Annotated in this window: 15 protein-coding genes and 3 pseudogenes; 6 read left to right on the forward strand and 12 right to left on the reverse strand. The window is 69.9% G+C overall.

The features are described from left to right. Window positions 1-89: 89 nt before the first annotated feature. The 3 genes and pseudogenes from AB0B66_RS33490 to AB0B66_RS33500 all read left to right on the forward strand — a co-directional run. Window positions 90-1,235: pseudogene (locus tag AB0B66_RS33490) on the forward strand (tetratricopeptide repeat protein); the annotation flags it as partial. A 130-nt stretch (window positions 1,236-1,365) separates the two neighbouring features. Then, window positions 1,366-2,064, forward strand: coding sequence for an alpha/beta hydrolase (locus AB0B66_RS33495; RefSeq protein ID WP_360537566.1), 699 nt, complete (start codon window positions 1,366-1,368; stop codon window positions 2,062-2,064). A gap of 517 nt (window positions 2,065-2,581) precedes the next feature. Beyond that, window positions 2,582-3,289, forward strand: coding sequence for an alpha/beta hydrolase (locus tag AB0B66_RS33500; RefSeq protein WP_360537568.1), 708 nt, complete (start codon window positions 2,582-2,584; stop codon window positions 3,287-3,289). An 865-nt stretch (window positions 3,290-4,154) separates the two neighbouring features. Here AB0B66_RS33500 and AB0B66_RS33505 read toward each other — a convergent pair. From AB0B66_RS33505 to AB0B66_RS33530, 6 genes and pseudogenes are all read right to left on the reverse strand, one after another. Continuing rightward, window positions 4,155-4,544, reverse strand: a complete 390-nt coding sequence (locus tag AB0B66_RS33505; RefSeq protein WP_360537570.1) for a tautomerase family protein — start codon at window positions 4,542-4,544, stop codon at window positions 4,155-4,157. A 91-nt stretch (window positions 4,545-4,635) separates the two neighbouring features. Beyond that, window positions 4,636-5,121: a helix-turn-helix domain-containing protein gene (locus tag AB0B66_RS33510; protein ID WP_360537572.1), complete on the reverse strand. Its 486-nt coding sequence runs from the start codon at window positions 5,119-5,121 to the stop codon at window positions 4,636-4,638. A 74-nt stretch (window positions 5,122-5,195) separates the two neighbouring features. After that, on the reverse strand, window positions 5,196-6,389 hold the full coding sequence (locus AB0B66_RS33515) for a thiolase family protein (RefSeq protein WP_360537574.1): 1,194 nt from the start codon (window positions 6,387-6,389) through the stop codon (window positions 5,196-5,198). A gap of 115 nt (window positions 6,390-6,504) precedes the next feature. Further along, on the reverse strand, window positions 6,505-7,338 hold the full coding sequence (locus AB0B66_RS33520; protein ID WP_360537576.1) for an MBL fold metallo-hydrolase: 834 nt from the start codon (window positions 7,336-7,338) through the stop codon (window positions 6,505-6,507). 160 nt (window positions 7,339-7,498) lie between these two features. Beyond that, window positions 7,499-7,963, reverse strand: a pseudogene (locus tag AB0B66_RS33525) (PEP/pyruvate-binding domain-containing protein); the annotation flags it as partial. A 29-nt stretch (window positions 7,964-7,992) separates the two neighbouring features. After that, on the reverse strand, window positions 7,993-8,304 hold the full coding sequence (locus AB0B66_RS33530) for an HPF/RaiA family ribosome-associated protein (RefSeq protein ID WP_360537578.1): 312 nt from the start codon (window positions 8,302-8,304) through the stop codon (window positions 7,993-7,995). A 587-nt stretch (window positions 8,305-8,891) separates the two neighbouring features. Between AB0B66_RS33530 and AB0B66_RS33535 the strand changes: the two genes are divergently transcribed. Together AB0B66_RS33535 and AB0B66_RS33540 are read left to right on the forward strand one after the other, a co-directional pair. After that, on the forward strand, window positions 8,892-10,001 hold the full coding sequence (locus AB0B66_RS33535) for a hypothetical protein (protein WP_360537580.1): 1,110 nt from the start codon (window positions 8,892-8,894) through the stop codon (window positions 9,999-10,001). 371 nt (window positions 10,002-10,372) lie between these two features. Beyond that, complete coding sequence (locus tag AB0B66_RS33540; RefSeq protein ID WP_360537582.1) at window positions 10,373-12,205, forward strand: glycoside hydrolase family 3 protein; 1,833 nt, start codon at window positions 10,373-10,375, stop codon at window positions 12,203-12,205. 168 nt (window positions 12,206-12,373) lie between these two features. On the opposite strand, the gene AB0B66_RS33545 is transcribed toward AB0B66_RS33540, so the two are convergent. The 3 genes from AB0B66_RS33545 to AB0B66_RS33555 are packed head-to-tail and all read right to left on the reverse strand — an operon-like array spanning window position 12,374 to window position 14,104. Continuing rightward, entirely contained in the window at window positions 12,374-13,420 is a 1,047-nt protein-coding gene (locus AB0B66_RS33545; protein WP_360537584.1) for a hypothetical protein, read from the reverse strand. A gap of 46 nt (window positions 13,421-13,466) precedes the next feature. Beyond that, window positions 13,467-13,958 carry a MerR family DNA-binding transcriptional regulator gene (locus AB0B66_RS33550; protein WP_360537586.1) on the reverse strand — a complete coding sequence of 164 codons (492 nt, stop codon included), beginning with the start codon at window positions 13,956-13,958 and terminating at the stop codon, window positions 13,467-13,469. Next, window positions 13,934-14,104, reverse strand: coding sequence for a hypothetical protein (locus tag AB0B66_RS33555; RefSeq protein ID WP_360537588.1), 171 nt, complete (start codon window positions 14,102-14,104; stop codon window positions 13,934-13,936). The genes AB0B66_RS33550 and AB0B66_RS33555 overlap by 25 nt, the downstream gene beginning before the upstream one ends. A 317-nt stretch (window positions 14,105-14,421) precedes the next feature. On the opposite strand from AB0B66_RS33555, the pseudogene AB0B66_RS33560 reads away from it, so the two are divergent. After that, window positions 14,422-15,344, forward strand: a pseudogene (locus AB0B66_RS33560) (prolipoprotein diacylglyceryl transferase family protein); the annotation flags it as partial. A gap of 164 nt (window positions 15,345-15,508) precedes the next feature. On the opposite strand, the gene AB0B66_RS33565 reads toward AB0B66_RS33560, so the two are convergent. From AB0B66_RS33565 to AB0B66_RS33575, 3 genes are all read right to left on the reverse strand, one after another. Continuing rightward, on the reverse strand, window positions 15,509-15,946 hold the full coding sequence (locus AB0B66_RS33565) for an OsmC family protein (RefSeq protein ID WP_360537590.1): 438 nt from the start codon (window positions 15,944-15,946) through the stop codon (window positions 15,509-15,511). 467 nt (window positions 15,947-16,413) lie between these two features. After that, entirely contained in the window at window positions 16,414-17,178 is a 765-nt protein-coding gene (locus tag AB0B66_RS33570) for a sulfite exporter TauE/SafE family protein (RefSeq protein WP_360537592.1), read from the reverse strand. After that, window positions 17,175-17,762, reverse strand: coding sequence for a rhodanese-like domain-containing protein (locus AB0B66_RS33575; protein ID WP_360537594.1), 588 nt, complete (start codon window positions 17,760-17,762; stop codon window positions 17,175-17,177). The genes AB0B66_RS33570 and AB0B66_RS33575 overlap by 4 nt, the downstream gene beginning before the upstream one ends. Between the last annotated feature and the right edge of the window lie 21 nt (window positions 17,763-17,783).

A 17,783-nucleotide genomic window follows, 5' to 3' on the forward strand; every position in this document is an offset into this window, starting at 1 on the left:
CGCATGTCCTGCGAAGCTGACCCCGGCCCACCGGTCGTGGCCACCGTGCCGGCAGGACGATCAGCGGCAGGCCGGTGGCGTTCACGGCGATGTGGCGCTTTCGCCCTTCCGCCGGGGGTTCCGTCACGCCTGCCGGATCTCTGTGGCGCACCCGCCTACTACTCCGGCGCGGGCATCGGATCCAGCATCGTGTAGAGGTGTCTGATCCGCCCCTCCTCCACGATCGAGATGTCGGCGCCGCCGGCCGCCGGTGCCGCGCCCTCCGGCCCGAAGCGCCAGGCGAGATAGGTCAGGTTCTGCACGGTTCGAACCTCGCCGACCGGCTGGAAGACGAAACCGGGCGCCTCGGCCAGCAGGCGCTGCGCCTTTACGTCCAGGGCGGCCCAACCGACGACCACACGGGCAACGCGACGTTCGACGGCAACCTTGCGCTCAGCTACGAGAAGCTGGCCCGCCTGGCTCTCGACGACGCAGCCGTGGATCAGGCGCGCGAACTGGTGCAGCGGTCGCTGGACATCCGGCGCCGGCTCGCCGACGCCGATCCCGACGATGTCGCGGCCCAGCGGGACCTCGGCGTATGCCTGACCGCCCTGGCCGCCGTTCATCACGCGGTAGGGGACCTCGGCCGGGCGCGGCAGGTGCTTGATCAGGTGCTGGTGCTGCGTCGTCGCGCCGTCGAGCTCGATGAGGACGACCTGGCTCTGCGGGAGGATCTCCTCGATGTCGTGAGCGCCCTGGCCGACGTGCTCCGGCCAGGCGGCGAGGTCGAACTGGTGCAGCAGTTGGCCGAGGAGGCGGCGACGATCGCCGACGCGCTGACCGAGGCTGACTTCGGCAACCACATCTGGCACCGTAAGCGGCTCACCGCGTGCTGGCGGCTCGGTGACCTGGCGCTGGCCGCGGCGGATGTCGCCACGGCCGGCACGCACGTCACCGAGGCGCTGTCGGTGGCGCAGCAGCTGGCCGAGGCCGACCCCGCAGCCGTCGAGGCGCAGCGTGACCTGATCGCCACTTGGCACCGCATGTCCGACCATGCCGTGGCCGACGGCCGCCCCGAGGACGTGCGCGGTCATCTTGAGCGGGCGGTCGAGGTCGCTCAGGACCTTGTCGCCCGGCTTCCGCGCCACAGCGGCCTGCACCGTGATCTTGCCGAGTGCCGCCGGCGCCTGGCGGAATGGCTACGTGATCGCGGTGACCGGGCAGAGGCGCGCACCATGTTCAAGAGGGCGTTGGCGAGCTGGCGGCGCAGGGCGTCGCTCGAGCCGCACGACCTGCAGGCTCGGCTGGCGCAGGCGGAGATGCACGGCCGCCTGGCCGCGCTGGCCAGAGACGCCGCCGCCCCGCCCGCCAGCCGCCAAGCCGACGGTGGTGCTGGTGCACGGCGCGTTCGCCGACTCGTCGAGCTGGAACGGGGTGATCGAGAGGCTGCAGGCCCAGGGCTACCCGGTGGTGGCCGCCGCGAACCCGCTGCGGGGCCTGGCCTCCGACTCCGCCTACGTCCGCAGCGTGCTGGACAGCGTGAAGGGCCCGATCGTGCTGGCCGGGCACTCTTACGGCGGGGCCGTCATCTCCAGTGCCGCAGCCGCTGACCCCGACGTGAAGGCGCTGGTGTACATCGCCGCGGTCACCCCGGAGGTGGGGGAGAACACCGCCGAGCTGGTCAACAAGTTTCCGGGCAACACCCTTGGCGGGCACCTGGAGCAGGTGCCGTTCCCGCTGCCAGGCGGTGGCGAGGGCACTGACCTGTATGTCGCGCATGACGCGTTCGGTGAGCACTTCGCCGGTGACGTGCCGGCCAAGATCGCCGCGCTGATGGCCGCGACCCAGCGTCCGGCCGCGACCGCCGCCCTGGAGGAGAAGGCCACCCACGCCGCGTGGAAGACGATCCCGTCCTGGGCACTGCTGGCCACCGAGGACAAGGCCATCCCGCTGGCCGCGCAGAAGTTCATGGCCGAACGCGCGAAGTCCAAGACCGTCGAGGTCAAGGCGTCCCACGCCGTCACGGTCTCGCGTCCGGGCCTAGTCGCGGATCTGATCATGCAGGCTGCGCGGGCGACGAAGTGAACTCCGTGCTCGTGCCGGTCACCATCCGGACCGGCACGGGCACGGCTCCTCAGCCCTGAGCCCTTCGCCAAGCCGTCTTCACGGCGGGCACCCGGAGGCCGTGGACTTACCGCGACTGCTGCGAGAGCGTCAACGCGCATCGGACGGCGACCGCGTGTGGTCAGGAGCGAATCGGCAGGCGCATGACTGATTCGCTCGAGGAAGGCGCCGTCGACCATGGACGGTGCACGGCGCTGCTTCGATGCTCCACTCGACGAGGAGCACTCCACAACTCGCCATCACCGCGGCGCGAATGCCGAGTCCACCGGTGGAGCGGCGTGATCAGGCCTTCTAATCTGCTGGCGTCGACGCCGAGCTGGCCGGCGAATTCATCAATCGGAGACCCTTTGCCAGGTACCAAATAAGCACTGTAAGCACTGTCAAATGCGCAGTACATTGCATAATGAAGGCGGCTTGCCGCCAATCACCTCAAGCCGTTCCGGGGCAACGCCGGGCGCGGCGATGGAAGGACGAGCTAATGAGCACCACCGGTCAAGAAATCAAGAATGTCGTGCTGGTGCACGGCGCGTTCGCTGACGGTTCGGGCTGGCGCGGCGTGTACGACACATTGACGGCCCGCGGCTACCGGGTCACGATTGTGCAGAATCCGCTGACCTCGTTGCAGGACGATGTCGCGGCGACCACGAGAGTGCTCGACCGGCAGAACGGCCCGACAATTCTGGTCGGCCACTCCTGGGGCGGCACGGTCATCACCGAGGCAGGAGTCCACCCGAAGGTCGCCGGACTGGTCTACGTGTCGGCGCTGGCGCCTGACGCGGGCGAGACCACCTCCCAGCAGTACGAGGGATTCGCCCCGACGCCCGACTTCGTCATCGACGTCGTGGATGGATACGGTTTCCTCAACCACGACAAGTTCAAGGCAGGCTTCGCCGCGGACGCCAGCGACGACGTCGCCGCTTTCCTCCGCGACGCCCAGGTGCCCATCAACATGGCCGTGTTCGCGACGCCGGTGAAGCACGCCGCATGGCGCGACAAGCCGAGCTGGGCCGTCATCGCGACGGAGGACAGGGCGTTCGACCAGGCAATGCTTCAGCACATGGCCACGCGCATCGGCGCGAAGGTCACCAACGTCTCTGCCAGCCACGCGCTGTACCTGACTCAATCTGACGTCGTCTCCGACGTCATCGTGACCGCCGCACAGAACGCCACCGCAGGCGCTCGCTGACCCACCGACACTTCGCCGCTGGGCCGGCTCGCACGCGACGTGAGTCGGCCCGAATCCGTGCGGCGTGACCGTGTGTCGAGCCGCCTCCGCCCGGACGTGTCACACTGGCACCGCCCGGGAGTGGGACTCACCTCCCGTAGAGGACCCCGGCGACGTCGGCGGCCTTGGCTGGCGTCAGCCGCAGCCCGCATATCGCCCTCGAGTGCAGGTCCATCGCGGAGGTGAGCTATCTGTACCCATCGGCACGTCGTCGGCTCCGTCGCGTAGACGTCCGGCCTGGTGGTCTCCGCCGTGGAAAGCCACCCTCACCACTGGCCACCCGCATCGTCGTCGACCCCGCCGACGCCAGCGCCGCCACCTCCGGTGCCACCGGCCCGCTGCTGTCCACCCGCACCCTCAACCAGGTCGCCGCCGAGGTGCGCGCGACGACCTCGCCGCCGTCACCGGCCGCAGCCCGACCGTGGTCACCTCCGGCACCGCCGACCCCGGTGACATCGTGCTGCGCCTGGACCCCGACGCGGCGCGTTCCGGCTGTACCACCCGTCGTATGCGGCCGCCGCGCCGACCGATCCGGCCCAGCGCTACAGCCAGGCCGACATCGACATCGCCGCAGTGACCTGCTCGCGGCCACCGCAGGCCGGGCCCGGGGCGGCCGCCGAGCCCGAGGCCGCGCGCCTGCGCTGGCGGTCCAGTGCGGGCGGCTGCCGCTCGTCCGGCCCCCGCTGCTAGCTTTTCTTGGGAGAAGCCAGTAGCGAGGAAGCTCCCATGCCCGTCTACCAGTGCTCATCTCCCGTGGGCATGCCCACCGCCGACATGCGCGACGGCATCTCCGGCACCGGTCTGTAGATTCGCCGCCGGAGCGGACTCAGCCCTCCGCCAATTGCAGCTCACCCCGGCCGAAGGAGAAGTTCTCCTTGGGCACCGGAATGATGGCGAAGAATATGTCGTCAGGTGAGACGCCGAGCGCCTCGACGACGAGTTCGTTGACTTTCATGGCCAGTCTTCGCTTTGCCTCAAGCTGGTGGTGGGGGCCCAGGAGCACCGTTATGATCATGGCGTTTTCGGTGCGCGTCATACCCATGTAGGTCGGATGCAGGAACAGTTCGTCCTTGCCGTGCTCGGTGACCGAGATGAACCTGTCACCGTCGTCGAGGTTGAGCGCCTGGACGAGGGATTGGACGAGCGCGTCGGCGAGCGCCTGCTTCTGAGCAGGCGTGAATCGTCCCTGAGGAAGGGCTGCAGTAAAAACCGGCATCGCCTTTCTCCTTTCCACTCGGACCATTCTTGAGGGCGTGGAGATCATCGGATTCGGGCGGCTCGGGAAGCCCGCCTGCGGCCGAATGCGGCTACTTCCGCCGCTGCTCGATCAGGCCCGGGCCGGCCTGGATCGTGAGTTCGTCGGGGGTGATGTCGTGGCCGTTGTCGCACACCAACCGTGCGTGTACCGGTGCCTGGCACTGGCGGTGCACGGCCTGCACAGGCGGGCCATTCGTGTCCGCGGTCCAGGTGTCGCCCCAGTCCCGCAGGGCGGTGATGACGGGCAGCAGTGCCCGGCCCCGCGTGGTCAGGCGGTACTCGTATCTCGTGCGCTGGCCGGGCTCCTGGTACGGCACCCGTTCCAGGAGCCCGTCGGCCGTCAGCTCCTTGAGGCGGGCGGCGACGGCCGGCTCGCCGACGCCCGCGCGGCGGGCGAAGTCGTCGAAGCGGCGGGCGCCGAAGAACGCCTCCCGCAGGACGAGCATGGCCGAGCGGGTGCCGATGATCTCGAGGGTCCGCGCGATCGAGCAGTTCTCCATCGACCAGGCGTCCCGGTCCCGGAGCAGATCGTTCACCATGTGATGGTACCTATCCGGCTCGTCTCGACGGGTGTCTGTCGTTGGCCCGGACCGATGGTCCGGCTGTCGGCTCATGTATCGAGCCGTTCGATGATGGTGGCGTTGGCGGTGCCGCCGGCCTCGCACATGGTCTGCAGGCCGTAGCGCCCTCCCGTGCGCTCCAGCACGCCCAGCAGTGTGGTGGCCAGCCGGGCACCGCTGGCGCCGAGCGGGTGGCCGATGGCGATCGCGCCGCCGTCGACGTTGACCTTCGCCGGGTCCGCGCCGGTCTCGGCCTGCCAGGCCAGCACGACCGACGCGAACGCCTCGTTGACCTCGAACGCGTCGATGTCGGCCAGGTTCAGCCCGGCACGGGCCAGCACCTTGGCGGTGGCCGGGATGATGCCGGTCAGCATGTAGACGGGATCGTCGCCGACGACGGTGGCAGTGTGCACCCGGGCGCGCGGGCGCCAGCCCCGCCGCCGGGCCGTCTCGCTCGTGGTCAACAGCAGCGCCGCGGATCCGTCGTTGAGCGGGCTGGAGTTGCCCGCCGTCACCTTCCAGTCCAGGTCGCCGAAGCGGCGGGTCCAGCGCTCGTCGGCGAAGGCCGCGGGCAGTTCGGCCAGCCGCTGGACGCCGGTGTCCGGCCGGATCGTCTCGTCCCGGTCGAGCTCCGCCCCGGGCACCGGGGCCACCTCGGCGGCAAACCGCCCGGCCTGCCACGCCTCGGCGGCTCGGCGGTGGCTCTCGGCCGCGAACTCGTCGAGCTGGGTACGCGACAGCGCCCATTTGCGGGCGATCAGCTCGGCGCTGACGCCCTGCGGGATGAGGCCGCCGGGGTAGCGTGCGGCCACCGAGGGGCCGGCCACGTCGGCCCGCACCCCGCCGACCAGCGCGCTGCTGCCGATCGGCACCCTGCTCATGGACTCGATCCCGGATGCGATGACAATGTCGTACGCCCCGGCGACCAGTCCCTGGGCGGCGAAGCTGAGCGCCTGCTGGCTACTGCCGCACTGCCGGTCGACGGTCACCCCGGGCACCGACTCCGGCATCCCGGCAGCCAGCGCCGCCAGCCTGGTGGTGTTGGTGCTCTGCTCGCCGACCTGCGCGACAGCACCCCCGATCACGTCGTCGATCTCGGCCGGGTCGAGCTCCGGCACCCGGGCCAGCAGGCTGCGCAGCGTGTGCGCGTGCAGGTCCACGGGATGGATGTGGGCGTAGCCGCCGCCGGCCTTGCCCTTGGCCGCCGGCGTACGAACCGCCTCGACGATGACCGCGTCTCGCATGGCTCACTCCTCTGCTCCGATGTGGTCTCCACGACGGCGGACGCGGTGGGCTGCGCGTTCCGGCCTTGCCGGGCCGCGCAGGCGCCGCTCCTCCGCGTGATCCGTCCGGCTGTGCTCAGCTGTAGAGCGCGACGGCGCCGCCCCAGAGCGCGCCGGGGTTGAGCCTGGTCGGGAAGCGTTCGAGCATGCCGCCGAAGAAGCCCAGCGCCGTGGTGTGTCGGGACAGCAGCTCGTCGGCGGTATCGAGGTACTCCCGGGTCTGGGCGAGAGCGCGGCCGGCGTCGTCGTCGAGGGCCTTGTCCTTGTGGCCCGCGACGATCAGGCGCGGGTGCAGGGCCTCGACGGCGGCGATGGCCTCGCGCCACCGGTCGCGGCCGCCGTCTGCGGACTCTACGAGGTACTGGTGCACGCCGTTGTAGACCACGTCGCCGGCGACGACGAGGTCGAGGTCGGGCACGTGCAGGACGCTGGTGTCGTCGGTGTCGCTGTGGCCGACCTCGACGATGCGCAGCTCGTGGCCTTCGAGCAGAAGCAGGTTGCCGGCCGGCGCGGTGGCCGTGACGGGCGCATCGGGGATCTGGCCGGGCAGCAGCCTGTCCCAGAAGCCTGCCCGGATGGCGACGTTGTGGTGCATCTGCTTGATGGTGCCGGCGGAGGCGACCACCTCGGCCCCGAAGCGTTCGGCGAGCACTCCGGCGGTGAACCAGTGGTCGCCGTGACCGTGTGTGGCGAAGATGTGGGTCAGGCGCTTGCCGCTCGCCTCGACCCAGGCGCCGACCTGCTCGGCCTGGGCGCGGGTCAGCGGCGGATCGATGAGCACGGCGTCCCGCTCGCCGGAGATCAGGGTGATCGACAGCGGCGAGAACGCCCGCCGATCACCGTTGGGCACCGGCTCGCTGACATCCAGCGGCACGGGGTCGGCGACGAAAACGTCGTAGCGGATGGTCATTGTTCTCACCTTCCAGCTGAATTCCACGCGGAGCCAGGCCCCGGCGGCTCGCGGGCGATGTCGAACCCTCGCCCTGACTTTCACATACTTAAGCTAGCTAGCTGGCACTGACTTTGTTAAGCCAGGTGGCAGCAATGAGACGAACGCCACATTCCGGTGTCAGCTGTGCCAGCTGGGCGCCGCTGACCCGCTCCAGTGCCTCGTCCAGGGTGATGACGCCCTCGTCGACCAGCTGTGGGGCGATGACGAAGGCCGCGGCGGGGGTGCGTTTGCCGACGCGGGTCTGCAGCATCCACAGCTTGCCGCGGTCGATCGTGATCTCGATGTCGCACAGGTCGCGGTAGTGCTGTTCGAGGGTGTCCATGTGGGACATGACGGCGGCGAAGTTCGCCGGGTCCAGTTCCTGCAGTCGCTGCAGCGGCACGGTGTTGCGGATGCCGGCGACCACGTCCTCGCCCTGGGCGTTCGGCAGGTAATCGCCGTACACGCCGCGCTGCCCGGTGGCCGGGTCCCGGGTGAATGCCACCCCGGTGCCGGAGCCTGGGCCATGGTTGCCGAAGACCATGGCCATCAGGGTGACCGCAGTGCCCAGGTCCTGCGGGATGTGCTCCTGGCGGCGGTACAGGGCAAGCGGCCGCCGGTGTGGAGGTGTGGTCAATGTTGGTGGATGCGTTGAATGCGGGTGCGCAACCGCTGCTGCATCAGATCCACTGCCTCGGTCAGGGTCGGGGCCGCGGCTCGAGCGTGCACGTCGATGCCGTTTACGTCCACGTCAACGCGAGCGGTGGCGGCCAGCGGAGCCGACCCCCGGTCGTGGCTGAGTTTGATCCGCACGAACAGTACCGCTGCCGGCGCGTGGCGCAACACCACGTGGACCTTGCGCGCAGCGTAGGCGATCAGGTCAGTCGGCACCGGGCCGTACGTGCGAACCTGCACGGGATGGTCTGCAACGATGTGACTGGTCATGGTGAACCTCCACTAGGTCGAATCACGGCAATGACCACGTTCCTGCGGCAGGTGGCGCCGCGACAGAGCCCGGCGTCATGCCCCGAGGTGCCGTTGGTCCCGAACCAGAGGCGACCCTGAGCCTGGGTGTCTTACGAAGGTGCGTCCGGAAGGCGAGGCGGTGGGTCGGTGCGGGCCGCGACGGGATCACCTACCGGGGTGTTAACACGTCAGCCCGTGGCTGGAAGCTTCGTGTTGATTGTGGTCTGGCCGATCGACTGGCTTGCGGCACCACCCGGCAAGGAATCGGCCGTGGTCTGCGAAGACGGACGTGACTTGCGCTCCGACGCCCTACCGGTGTCGCCTTCCGCTGCGGCTGCGCCACACTGACGGGGACATCGCGGCGGGATCGAGCGCTTACCCGGCCGTCGTCCAGTCCGCTGTGACGGCCGTGATCGGCGCCCGATTGATGTGGCATCGCATGGTGCACACGGATGGCGTCACAGCTCACGTTCGCGCCAGAACCTCGCAGTGACACATCGGCATCCGTTGACGCCATAACAGTGAACATTGTTTCCTGTTTGGTCTCACGTTAACGGAGGTCCACCATGAGACGACTGGCACTGGCCGTCGCCGTCGCGATCGGCCTGGCCACAGCCGTCCCGGCCGCCGCCGCGCCACCACCCGCCGCCCCTGCGGCGGTGCAGGCGGCGGCGGTGACGCCGATTCAGATCTACGGTGCCTGGCACTGCAGCAACGACGCCTGCACCTGGGCGGCGGTGCGAAGCGTGGCCGAGTTCGACAGCCAGAACCACTGGCTGATCGACCGCGGCGACGGCCGACCCTCGGTCAACGTCGTCGTGCTCAGCTTCGTCAACCCGCTTCGCCTGCTCAATCAGACCACCGACGCCGGCAACCTCAACGGCCTGCCCCGTGGCATGACCGCGGAGATCGTCAACTACTTCACCTCCCGTGGCATCAGGGTGATGTTCTCCATCGGCGGCATCACCTACACCGACGACTGGGACGCCGCCCTGTCCGCCAACGCGACCCTGCTCGGGCAGCGCGCCGCCGCCGTCGCGACGCAGTTCGGCGTCGGCATCGAGATCGACTACGAGCAGAACACCAACCCGAACCTTGTCGGCCTGCAGAACTTCATCAACGCCTACCGGGCCGTGCACCCCTACAACGCCGCCGGCACGGACCCGACCGCGCGGCTGACCATCGACGTGGCCGCCGGAGACCGGTGGCTGATCGACATCAACCGCAAGGCCACCGCCGACTGGCTGCGCACCGACACCCCGGTGCTCGACTACGCCAACGCGATGGTGCCCGCCCGCCAGCCCTCGGCGTCCACAGCGCAGGCCAACTGGCAGGAACACATCGACGGCAAGCCGCAGTACAGCCCACCGGTGCTGCCGCTGGCACCGGCGAAGTTCACCGGCGGGTTCTACGTCGCGGTCGGCGGCAAGGTCATCCCGGAGTGCAACAACTACGCCAACTCACTGCAGAAGGCCACCGCGCCCTACGTACAGTCGGTGACGCCCAACGGCGCCGGCACGAGCGCGGGCATGCTCGGGTTCATGTTCTGGGCGGCGGAGAAGCCGTCCACCCGAGGCATCGGCACCGCACCGCCGAACACCTGCGAGGGCGGCATGGGGGTCGGAGCGACCAGCCTGAACATCCCGATCCCGATGGCGGCACTGCGCCAGAGCTGACCCGCCACGCGGGCTGGACCTCGGCCGTCCCGGCGGCACACGCCGCCGGGACGGCCGGCCCAGGATGCGGGCCACGCAGGTCGGCGGGTGGAGCAGATCGATCGCGTGCGGCCCGCGACGCAGCCGCGAATGTCGGCGATCCCTCGCCCGAGCCGTTGGTCGAACTCGTCGCCGGCCACAACGTCACAGTGACGCCGCCAGCACGCCGCACGCTGTTGTGAACAGAGCCAGTCGTCAATGGATATCGGCCGCTTCGGGCTCGCCCCTTTGCGCATTGCCGAACACGCACCGCCGAACGAAGCGACGCCCGCACAGGACAGTTCCGCATCACCACCGCAAGCACCAGACTCCTCCCGTCCCAGGAGCGTGCCATGGACACCGCAGTCCGCCACCGAACGTCCGCAATCCTCACCGCCGTCGTGCTGACCGCCGCGCTCGTGCCACCGCCGCCGGTCTCCGCCGCCGTGTTGCCCTACCAGGACCCGTCCCTGCCGGTCGCCACCCGCGTGAGCGACCTGCTGTCGCGGATGAGTCTCGACGAGAAACTGGGCCAGATGACCCAGGCCGAACGCGGCTCGGTCGCCGCCGCCGACATCACCACCTACCGGCTGGGCTCGATCCTGTCCGGTGGCGGCTCGGCCCCCACCCCCAACACCGCGACCAGCTGGGCCGACATGTACGACGGCCTCCAGGCCGCGGCCCTGGCGACCCCGCTTTCCATCCCCATGATCTACGGCGTCGACGCCGTGCACGGGCACAACAACGTCGTCGGCGCGACGATCTTCCCGCACAACATCGGTCTCGGTGCGACCCGCGACCCGGCACTGGTCCAGCAGATCGGCCGTGCCGTGGCCGAAGAGGTGTCCGGCACCGGCATCGACTGGGACTTCGCGCCGTGCCTGTGCGTGGCCCGCAACGATCGCTGGGGCCGCACCTACGAGTCCTTCGGCGAGACCCCCGACATCGCATCGTCGATGACCACCGTCATCACCGGACTGCAGGGCAGCACGCTGGGCGGCCCGGCATCGGTGCTGGCCACGGCGAAACACTACGTCGGCGACGGCGGCACCGTCGGCGGCGACGACCAGGGCGACACGGCGCTGCCCGAAGCGCAGCTACGTGCGATCCACCTGCCGCCGTTCCAGGCCGCCGTGCAGCGCGGGGTCGGCTCGGTCATGATCTCCTACAGCAGCTGGAACGGCGTCAAGCTGCACGGCAACCAGTACCTGATCACCACTGTGCTCAAGGGTGAGCTGGGTTTTACCGGGTTCGTGGTCTCCGACTGGAACGGTATCGACCAGATCGACGGCCAGTCCGGCTTCACCGCCGCCGAGGTCAGCGCCGCGATCAACGCCGGTATCGACATGGTCATGGTGCCGACCGCCTGGAAGAACTTCATCACGCTGCTGCGGGCCGAGGTCGCCAACGGCCATGTCCCGCTGTCGCGCATCGACGACGCCAACCGGCGCATCCTGGCCAAGAAGTTCGAGCTCGGGCTCTTCGAACGGCCGATGACCGACCGCACCTACACCCCGACTGTCGGCAACGCGGCACACCGAGCCCTGGCCCGGCAGGCCGTCGCGCGCTCGCAGGTGCTGCTCAAGAACACCGGCGGGGTGCTGCCCTTGGCCCGCGACGGCGGCAAGATCTTCGTCGCGGGCAAGAACGCCGACAACATCGGCCACCAGTCCGGCGGCTGGACCATCTCCTGGCAGGGCGGCTCCGGCGCCATCACACCCGGGACGACGATCCTTCAGGGTATCCGCGCCGCCGTCGGCCCCACCACGACCGTCACCTACAACCAGCGCGGCTCCGGCATCGACGGCACCTACCGGGCCGCGATCGCGGTCGTGGGGGAGACCCCGTACGCCGAAGGGCAGGGCGACCGCACCGGCAGCATGAGCCTGGACCGCGAAGACCTGCGGACCATCGACACACTGCGCAAAGCCGGCGTGCCGGTCATCGTGGTGCTCGTCTCGGGCCGACCGCTGGACATCGCCGCGAACCTGCCCGCCTGGAACGCGCTGCTGGCCGCCTGGCTGCCGGGTACCGAGGGTGGCGGCGTCGCCGACGTGCTCTTCGGAATCGTTCCGCCGACCGGGAAGCTGCCGATGACCTGGATGAATTCGGTGTCCCAACAGCCGATCAACGCCGGTGACGGGCAGACTCCGCTGTTCGCGCAGGGCTTCGGCCTGACGTACTGAATTCGCCGGGGCCGGTGCGGGGACGCCGCACCGGCCCCGGCAGACACCGGCTTCCCGGAACAGGCATCAGCAGTCTGCACGCTCCACTGTGCTAGGCGAGCCGGGAGAAGCATATGTGGAACGCCCCGCCGGCTTGTGGCCGGCGGGGCGCAGGTAGCAGCGGGACAACTAGCAGTTCGGTGCGGAGGTTCCCACGGCGCAGACCACGCTCACGCCGGCCGAGGCCGTGCCGGACGTGGCCGAGGCGTAGACCGTCTGGGTCTGCGCGTTGAACTTGGGGCCGAACATGTACTGGACCCCGGTGTAGCCGTAGGAGTTCACCGAGGTGAGCAGCGTTCCGGCGGTGTACACGGCCGGGTCGGTGGTGCCGAAGATCCACGGGCCGCCGGAGGAGCCGCCGCCCATGTTGCAGGCGACGCCCCAGGTCGGTGCCCCGTAGGGGTCGGCGGTCGTCGGGCCGGCGCAGTAGATGAGGTCGTTGCCCTTGTACTTGCCCTCGGCGGGATAGCCGAACGCCCACTTCGTGACGCTGTCGGCCACGCTGGCGGTGTTCAGGCCGTAGCCGCCGGTGGCGGCGTCGAGTTCGGCGGTGCCGGCGCCGGCGATGCGCAGCCCGACGCGGGCGAAGGCGTAGTCGACCCGGACGGTCTCGTCGGATCCGAATCCTGCGGGTACGAAGTCGTCGTGTGCGGTGAGCAGGTTCGCCCGCCAGCAGCCGTCTGCCCGGGTGTTGCAGTCGTAGCTGGGCTGGGCGTCGAAGTTCGGCAGGTACAGGAAGTTGTAGGACCAGCCGTCGCTGCCGTCGTAGACGCAGTGCCCTGCGGTGAGGACGATCGAGTAGCCGTTGCCGGTCGAGGAGTCGTTGACGACGCTGCCCGAGCAGATCCAGTCCGAGCCGCCCGAGGAGAACAGGATCCGGCCGGAGCGCTGCTGGATCGCGCCGCCGTTGGCCCATGACGAGCCGGTGACCACGCCGCCTCCACCGCCACCGCCGGGCTTGGCGTGCGGAACCATCTTGCCGTCGTCGGTGCGGACGAAGTCGCGGAACTTCGCGTTGGCGATCCGCGCCGGAGTCCAGTAGGCCAGCACGCGGGCGTCCTCGGCGCGGTCGGCAGCCGTCCGGTCTGTGCCTGCGGCTGCGGCTGCGGTTCCGGTTCCCGGAAGCAGCAGCGACAGCATGAGTGCGCTGAGAAGGATGAGGATTCGTGAACGCATGCGAAAAGGCCTCCGACCTCGCAGGTTCCGTTGGGGTGCCCGCCATTCAAACGCACTGCGGATCGGCGAACAACAGCGATGATCGCAAATATCCGAATCGCGGGCCGATCTGGCTTTCCGGCGGTGGCGCTGTCGGGGGTCTGCGACGCGGTCGCGCCTGTGTGGACAGTCGAAGTGCCAAACAACGTCGCGGACCGCGACATCGACCCGGCGGGCCCACCTGGCCGCAGCGTGTGCGGTCGGCAATGGTTGGGGCCCGGATGTGAGGCACGGTTACGCAGGCGGCCGACATCGGTGTGACGGTCGGGGCCGCGGGCGGATAGACGCGGTGCCCGCCGGGTCTGCGCGCCGGTTCGGCGAGCAGGCCCCGGCGTTCGTAGTTGCGCAGCGTCCGCAGCTGGCGTGCGGGTGCTCGGGCCGCACCAGGTTCGGCGCATGCTGGTGACGAGTCTGCTGGATGATTGCTACGACGTGCACGAGGTCGCCGAGCGAATGGGCGACGCTGATGCGCTACTACACGCGGGTCAACGCGGTGCACCTCCAGCGGGCCGCCGACGATGCCGCGGAGATGGGCAGTCTGATCGTGACGTGGTCGTTGAGCTCGCCGGGGATCCTGGTGACGGCGCCGACCTGGTGGAACCCGGTCGGCATCGGCGGCGGCGCGGGCACTTGCTTGATCTTCAAGTCACCGCTGCGGGCCGCGGTTGGGTCCTTGTACGACTCACGGGCGTCTGTCACCGGCCGGCCGCGCCGGCGCCGCGTCTGGTGCCCAGTGGCCGGCGGCTGGCGACGACTCGGGGCAGATGTCGGGTCCGGTGGTGTCATGGGCTGGACCCAGGTCGCCAGCGCCAGGGGCGGCAGCATCCGGGGGGAGCGGTGGCGGCGTCGTCGGCGTACACCTCGCCAGCACGGTGACACCGCCTACCTGCACGTCGACGACGACGGCCCCGGCGTGAGCCCCGCCGACCGCAAAGCGCAACAACATCCTCCGTCGGCAGGGAGTGTTCGCTTCCGTGATCATCGCCTCCCTCCCTTCCCCGGCCACGGCGGTGTGGCACCTCGGTCCGGTGCCGCTGCGGGGTACGCGCTGTGCATCATCGCGGGCATCGTGCTCGCCTGCGTCGTCACCGACCGGCGGATGCGCAGCCGGGGTGCCCCGCCGTGGGCCGTGCTCGACATCGCGGTGTGGGCGGTGCCGTTCGGGATCGTCGGCGGGCGGATCTACCACGTGCTCAGCTCGCCCGAGGCGTACTTCGGCACGGGCGGCGATCCGGTCAAGGCGTACTACATCTGGGAGGGCGGCCTCGGCATCTGGGGCGGCGTCGCCGGTGGCGCGGTCGGCGCGTGGCTGGCCTGCCGACAGCTCGGCATGTCGCTGAGCTTCGTGGCCGACTGCATCGCGGTGGGTCTGCCGATGGCCCAGGCTGTGGGCCGGCTGGGCAACTGGTTCAACAACGAGCTGTACGGCAGCCGGACCGACCTGCCGTGGGGTCTGCGGGTCCACCGCATGTCCACCGGCGATCCGGGCCATGCCGTACTGGGCGCGGACGGCGAGCCGCAGCTGATCGGCGGGCTTACCACCCGACGTTTCCTCTACGAGCTGCTGTGGAACCTGGGCGTCGCCGGCGCGGTGTACGCCCTGGACAAGCGCTTCAAGTTCGGCAGAGGCCGTACGTTCGCGCTGTATGTGATGCTGTATACCCTGGGCCGGGTGTGGATCGAGGCGATGCGCACCGACCCTGCGACGATGATCGTCGGCGTCCGCCTCAACGTCTGGACGTCGATCCTCGTCTTCGTGGGAGCGGCGGTGTTCTTCCTCTTGCTCAAGGGTCCGCAGCAGTTCCTTATCCCGGCCGTCGACGCCGCCGGCGAACCTGCCGGGGGATTTCAGGCTGTGACGGCCGAGCAGTATCAGGCGTTCCAGATCGACGGTGCCCGCCCGGCGGGTGATGCCGCCGACGAGGACGTGCTCGTACCTGGCGGTGGCGGGCAGGAGCATGAGGAGGTCCTGCGCCGGTGACCTTGCCGGGCGGCGTCGCGGTCTCGGCGGCGAGCGGACCCCTGGCCTGGTTGTCGCTGCGGCGAGGGTCAGGCCAGGTCGAGGGTGATTTCCGGCGGGTCGGTGATGGTGTTGTGCACGGTGCAGTGCGAGGCGACCGCCTGCAGCGCCGCCCGACGTTCGACGGGCACGTCGGCGGGCACCCGCAAGGTCAAGGTGACCGCCGCGACCCGCGCCGGCCGGTCGGTGGCCATGGTGTAGCCCACCCCGACCGCTAGCCCGTCGCGGCTGTAGCCGTGGCGGGTCAGGTAGCGGCCTGCGTAGAACGCGACGCAGGTGGCCAGCGACGCTACGAACATCTCGGTGGGCGTGGGGGCGCTGTCGGCACCGCCTGCTTCGGCGGGCTGGTCCACCAGGATCCGGTGTCCCCGCACCGCCACCTCGTACGCCTCGCCGGACACGAACCTGACGTCCAACCCCGGTGTCTCGACCGTCGCAGTCGCCTTCTGCTCTGCCTGGACGCGCATGGCGGCCCTCCTTGTCGATGATCGGGCTGTCGCTCCTCCATCCGACACCCGCCAGAGCGCCAGCGGCAGAGCATCCGGGCCCGCCCTCCCGGGCCGTTGTACCCCCGGACGCGACGCCAGCAGCCTGACCTGTCCGGTCGGCCGTTCAGTGGCGTCCACGTAGTCTCGCCCAGAACCCTCGCGCGGGCTGGTCGGCCGATGTACCGCAGGCGCACCGCTGGGGCTTCGGCACGTCGGCGAGGACCTGCTCGATGTGCATCCCGCAGCCCCGGTACGTGGGTTTGCCGCACTTGCCGCAGACGGCACGCTGACACATGACGCTCTCCTCCGTGGATCTCGTGTCTCCGGTGGATAATACCCCGGGGGGTATATTCGGCCGCCGGTGGTCCCTCTTCGATGCTTGCTTGAAGGACCACCGGCGTATCGATGCCACCGTCGGCTGGCCGCCGGCCGGTTGTGGAAGGGTCCTAACTGGCGAGTTGGCCGGCCAGGACGCCCACGCCCATGACCACCACGAGCCAGCCGAAGGTACGGCGCAGCAGGGCGGGGTCGATCCGTCCGGCCAGCCTGCCGCCGGCGAAGCTGCCGAGGACGGCGACGGCGGTGACGGCGGCGGTCAGGCGCCAGTCGATGGTGACGCTGTGCAGGTATCCGGACAGCCCGGCGGCCGATTTCATCGCGATGACGAGTAGTGACGTACCTACGGCGATGGGCATGGGCAGGCCGCCGAGCAGGACCAGGGCCGGCACGACGAGGAATCCGCCGCCGGCGCCGACCAGGCCGGTGGCCAGTCCGACGGCTGCGCCTTCGGCCAGGATCTTGGCCACGGGCAGCGGCTGGTCGTGGCGCGGGTCCGGTGCGGTGTTGCCGGGCCGTGATCGGAGCATCGCGACCGCGGTGATCAGCATCATCACTGCGAAGGCGATGAGCAGCACGGTGCCGGGGATGTACTGGGCGACCCGGCCGCCGGCGTAGGCGCCGGCCATGCCGGCCGCGCCGAACAGTGCTCCGGTGCGCCATTGCACCCGGCCCGCACGGGCATGCGGGACCAGTGCGACCGCGCTGGTCACCCCGACCGCTACCAGTGACATGGCGATCGCCGACTTGGGTTCGACTCCGGCGAGGTAGACCAGCACGGGGACGGTGAGGATGGATCCGCCGCCGCCGAGCAGTCCCAGGGTCACGCCGATGGCGACCGAGGCGGCCAGGGTGAGGGCGAGCGCGGCGGTCACCGGGCGGCCCTGTCGCGCAGCCGGGCGACGGCATGCCCGGCGTCGGTGCTGTTGCGGGGCCGGTTGTAGGGCAGCTTGGACAGCATCATGCCCATGGCGCAGGTGTCGGTCAGGGCCGCGAAGGTCAGCCCTGCGCCGATGAGTCCGGCCACGTACCGTGCTGCGGGCAGCCAGATGCTCGCGACGACCGCGGCGAGCACGATGCCTCCGGCGGCCAGGCGCACCTGGCGTTCCAGGGACCATCGCTGGTGGCCGCGGACCACGGGTGCGCCTGCGGCGATCCAGGCGTTCATGCCGCCGGTCATGACGGTGGCACCGGTGGTGCCGGCGGCGGCGAGTCTGGTCTGGCACTGCCCGGCGCGGTTGCCGGACTGGCAGACGATGACCATGGTGCCGCCGGCGGCGGCGACGATGTGCTGCAGGTGCGCGTCGACCTGGTCGAGGGGCAGGTTGATCGAGCCGGCGATGTGCGCGCTCTCGTACTCGCCGGGTGTGCGTACATCGACGAGCAGTACGTCGGGGTTGGCGGCGATCAGTGCCCGGGTGGACACGATGTCGATGGCGGCGGATGTGGTCGGGGTCATGACAGTTTCCTTCGCGGGTTG

This window comes from Catellatospora sp. NPDC049111 (genome assembly GCF_040648615.1).
GTDB lineage: Bacteria > Actinomycetota > Actinomycetes > Mycobacteriales > Micromonosporaceae > Catellatospora > Catellatospora aurea.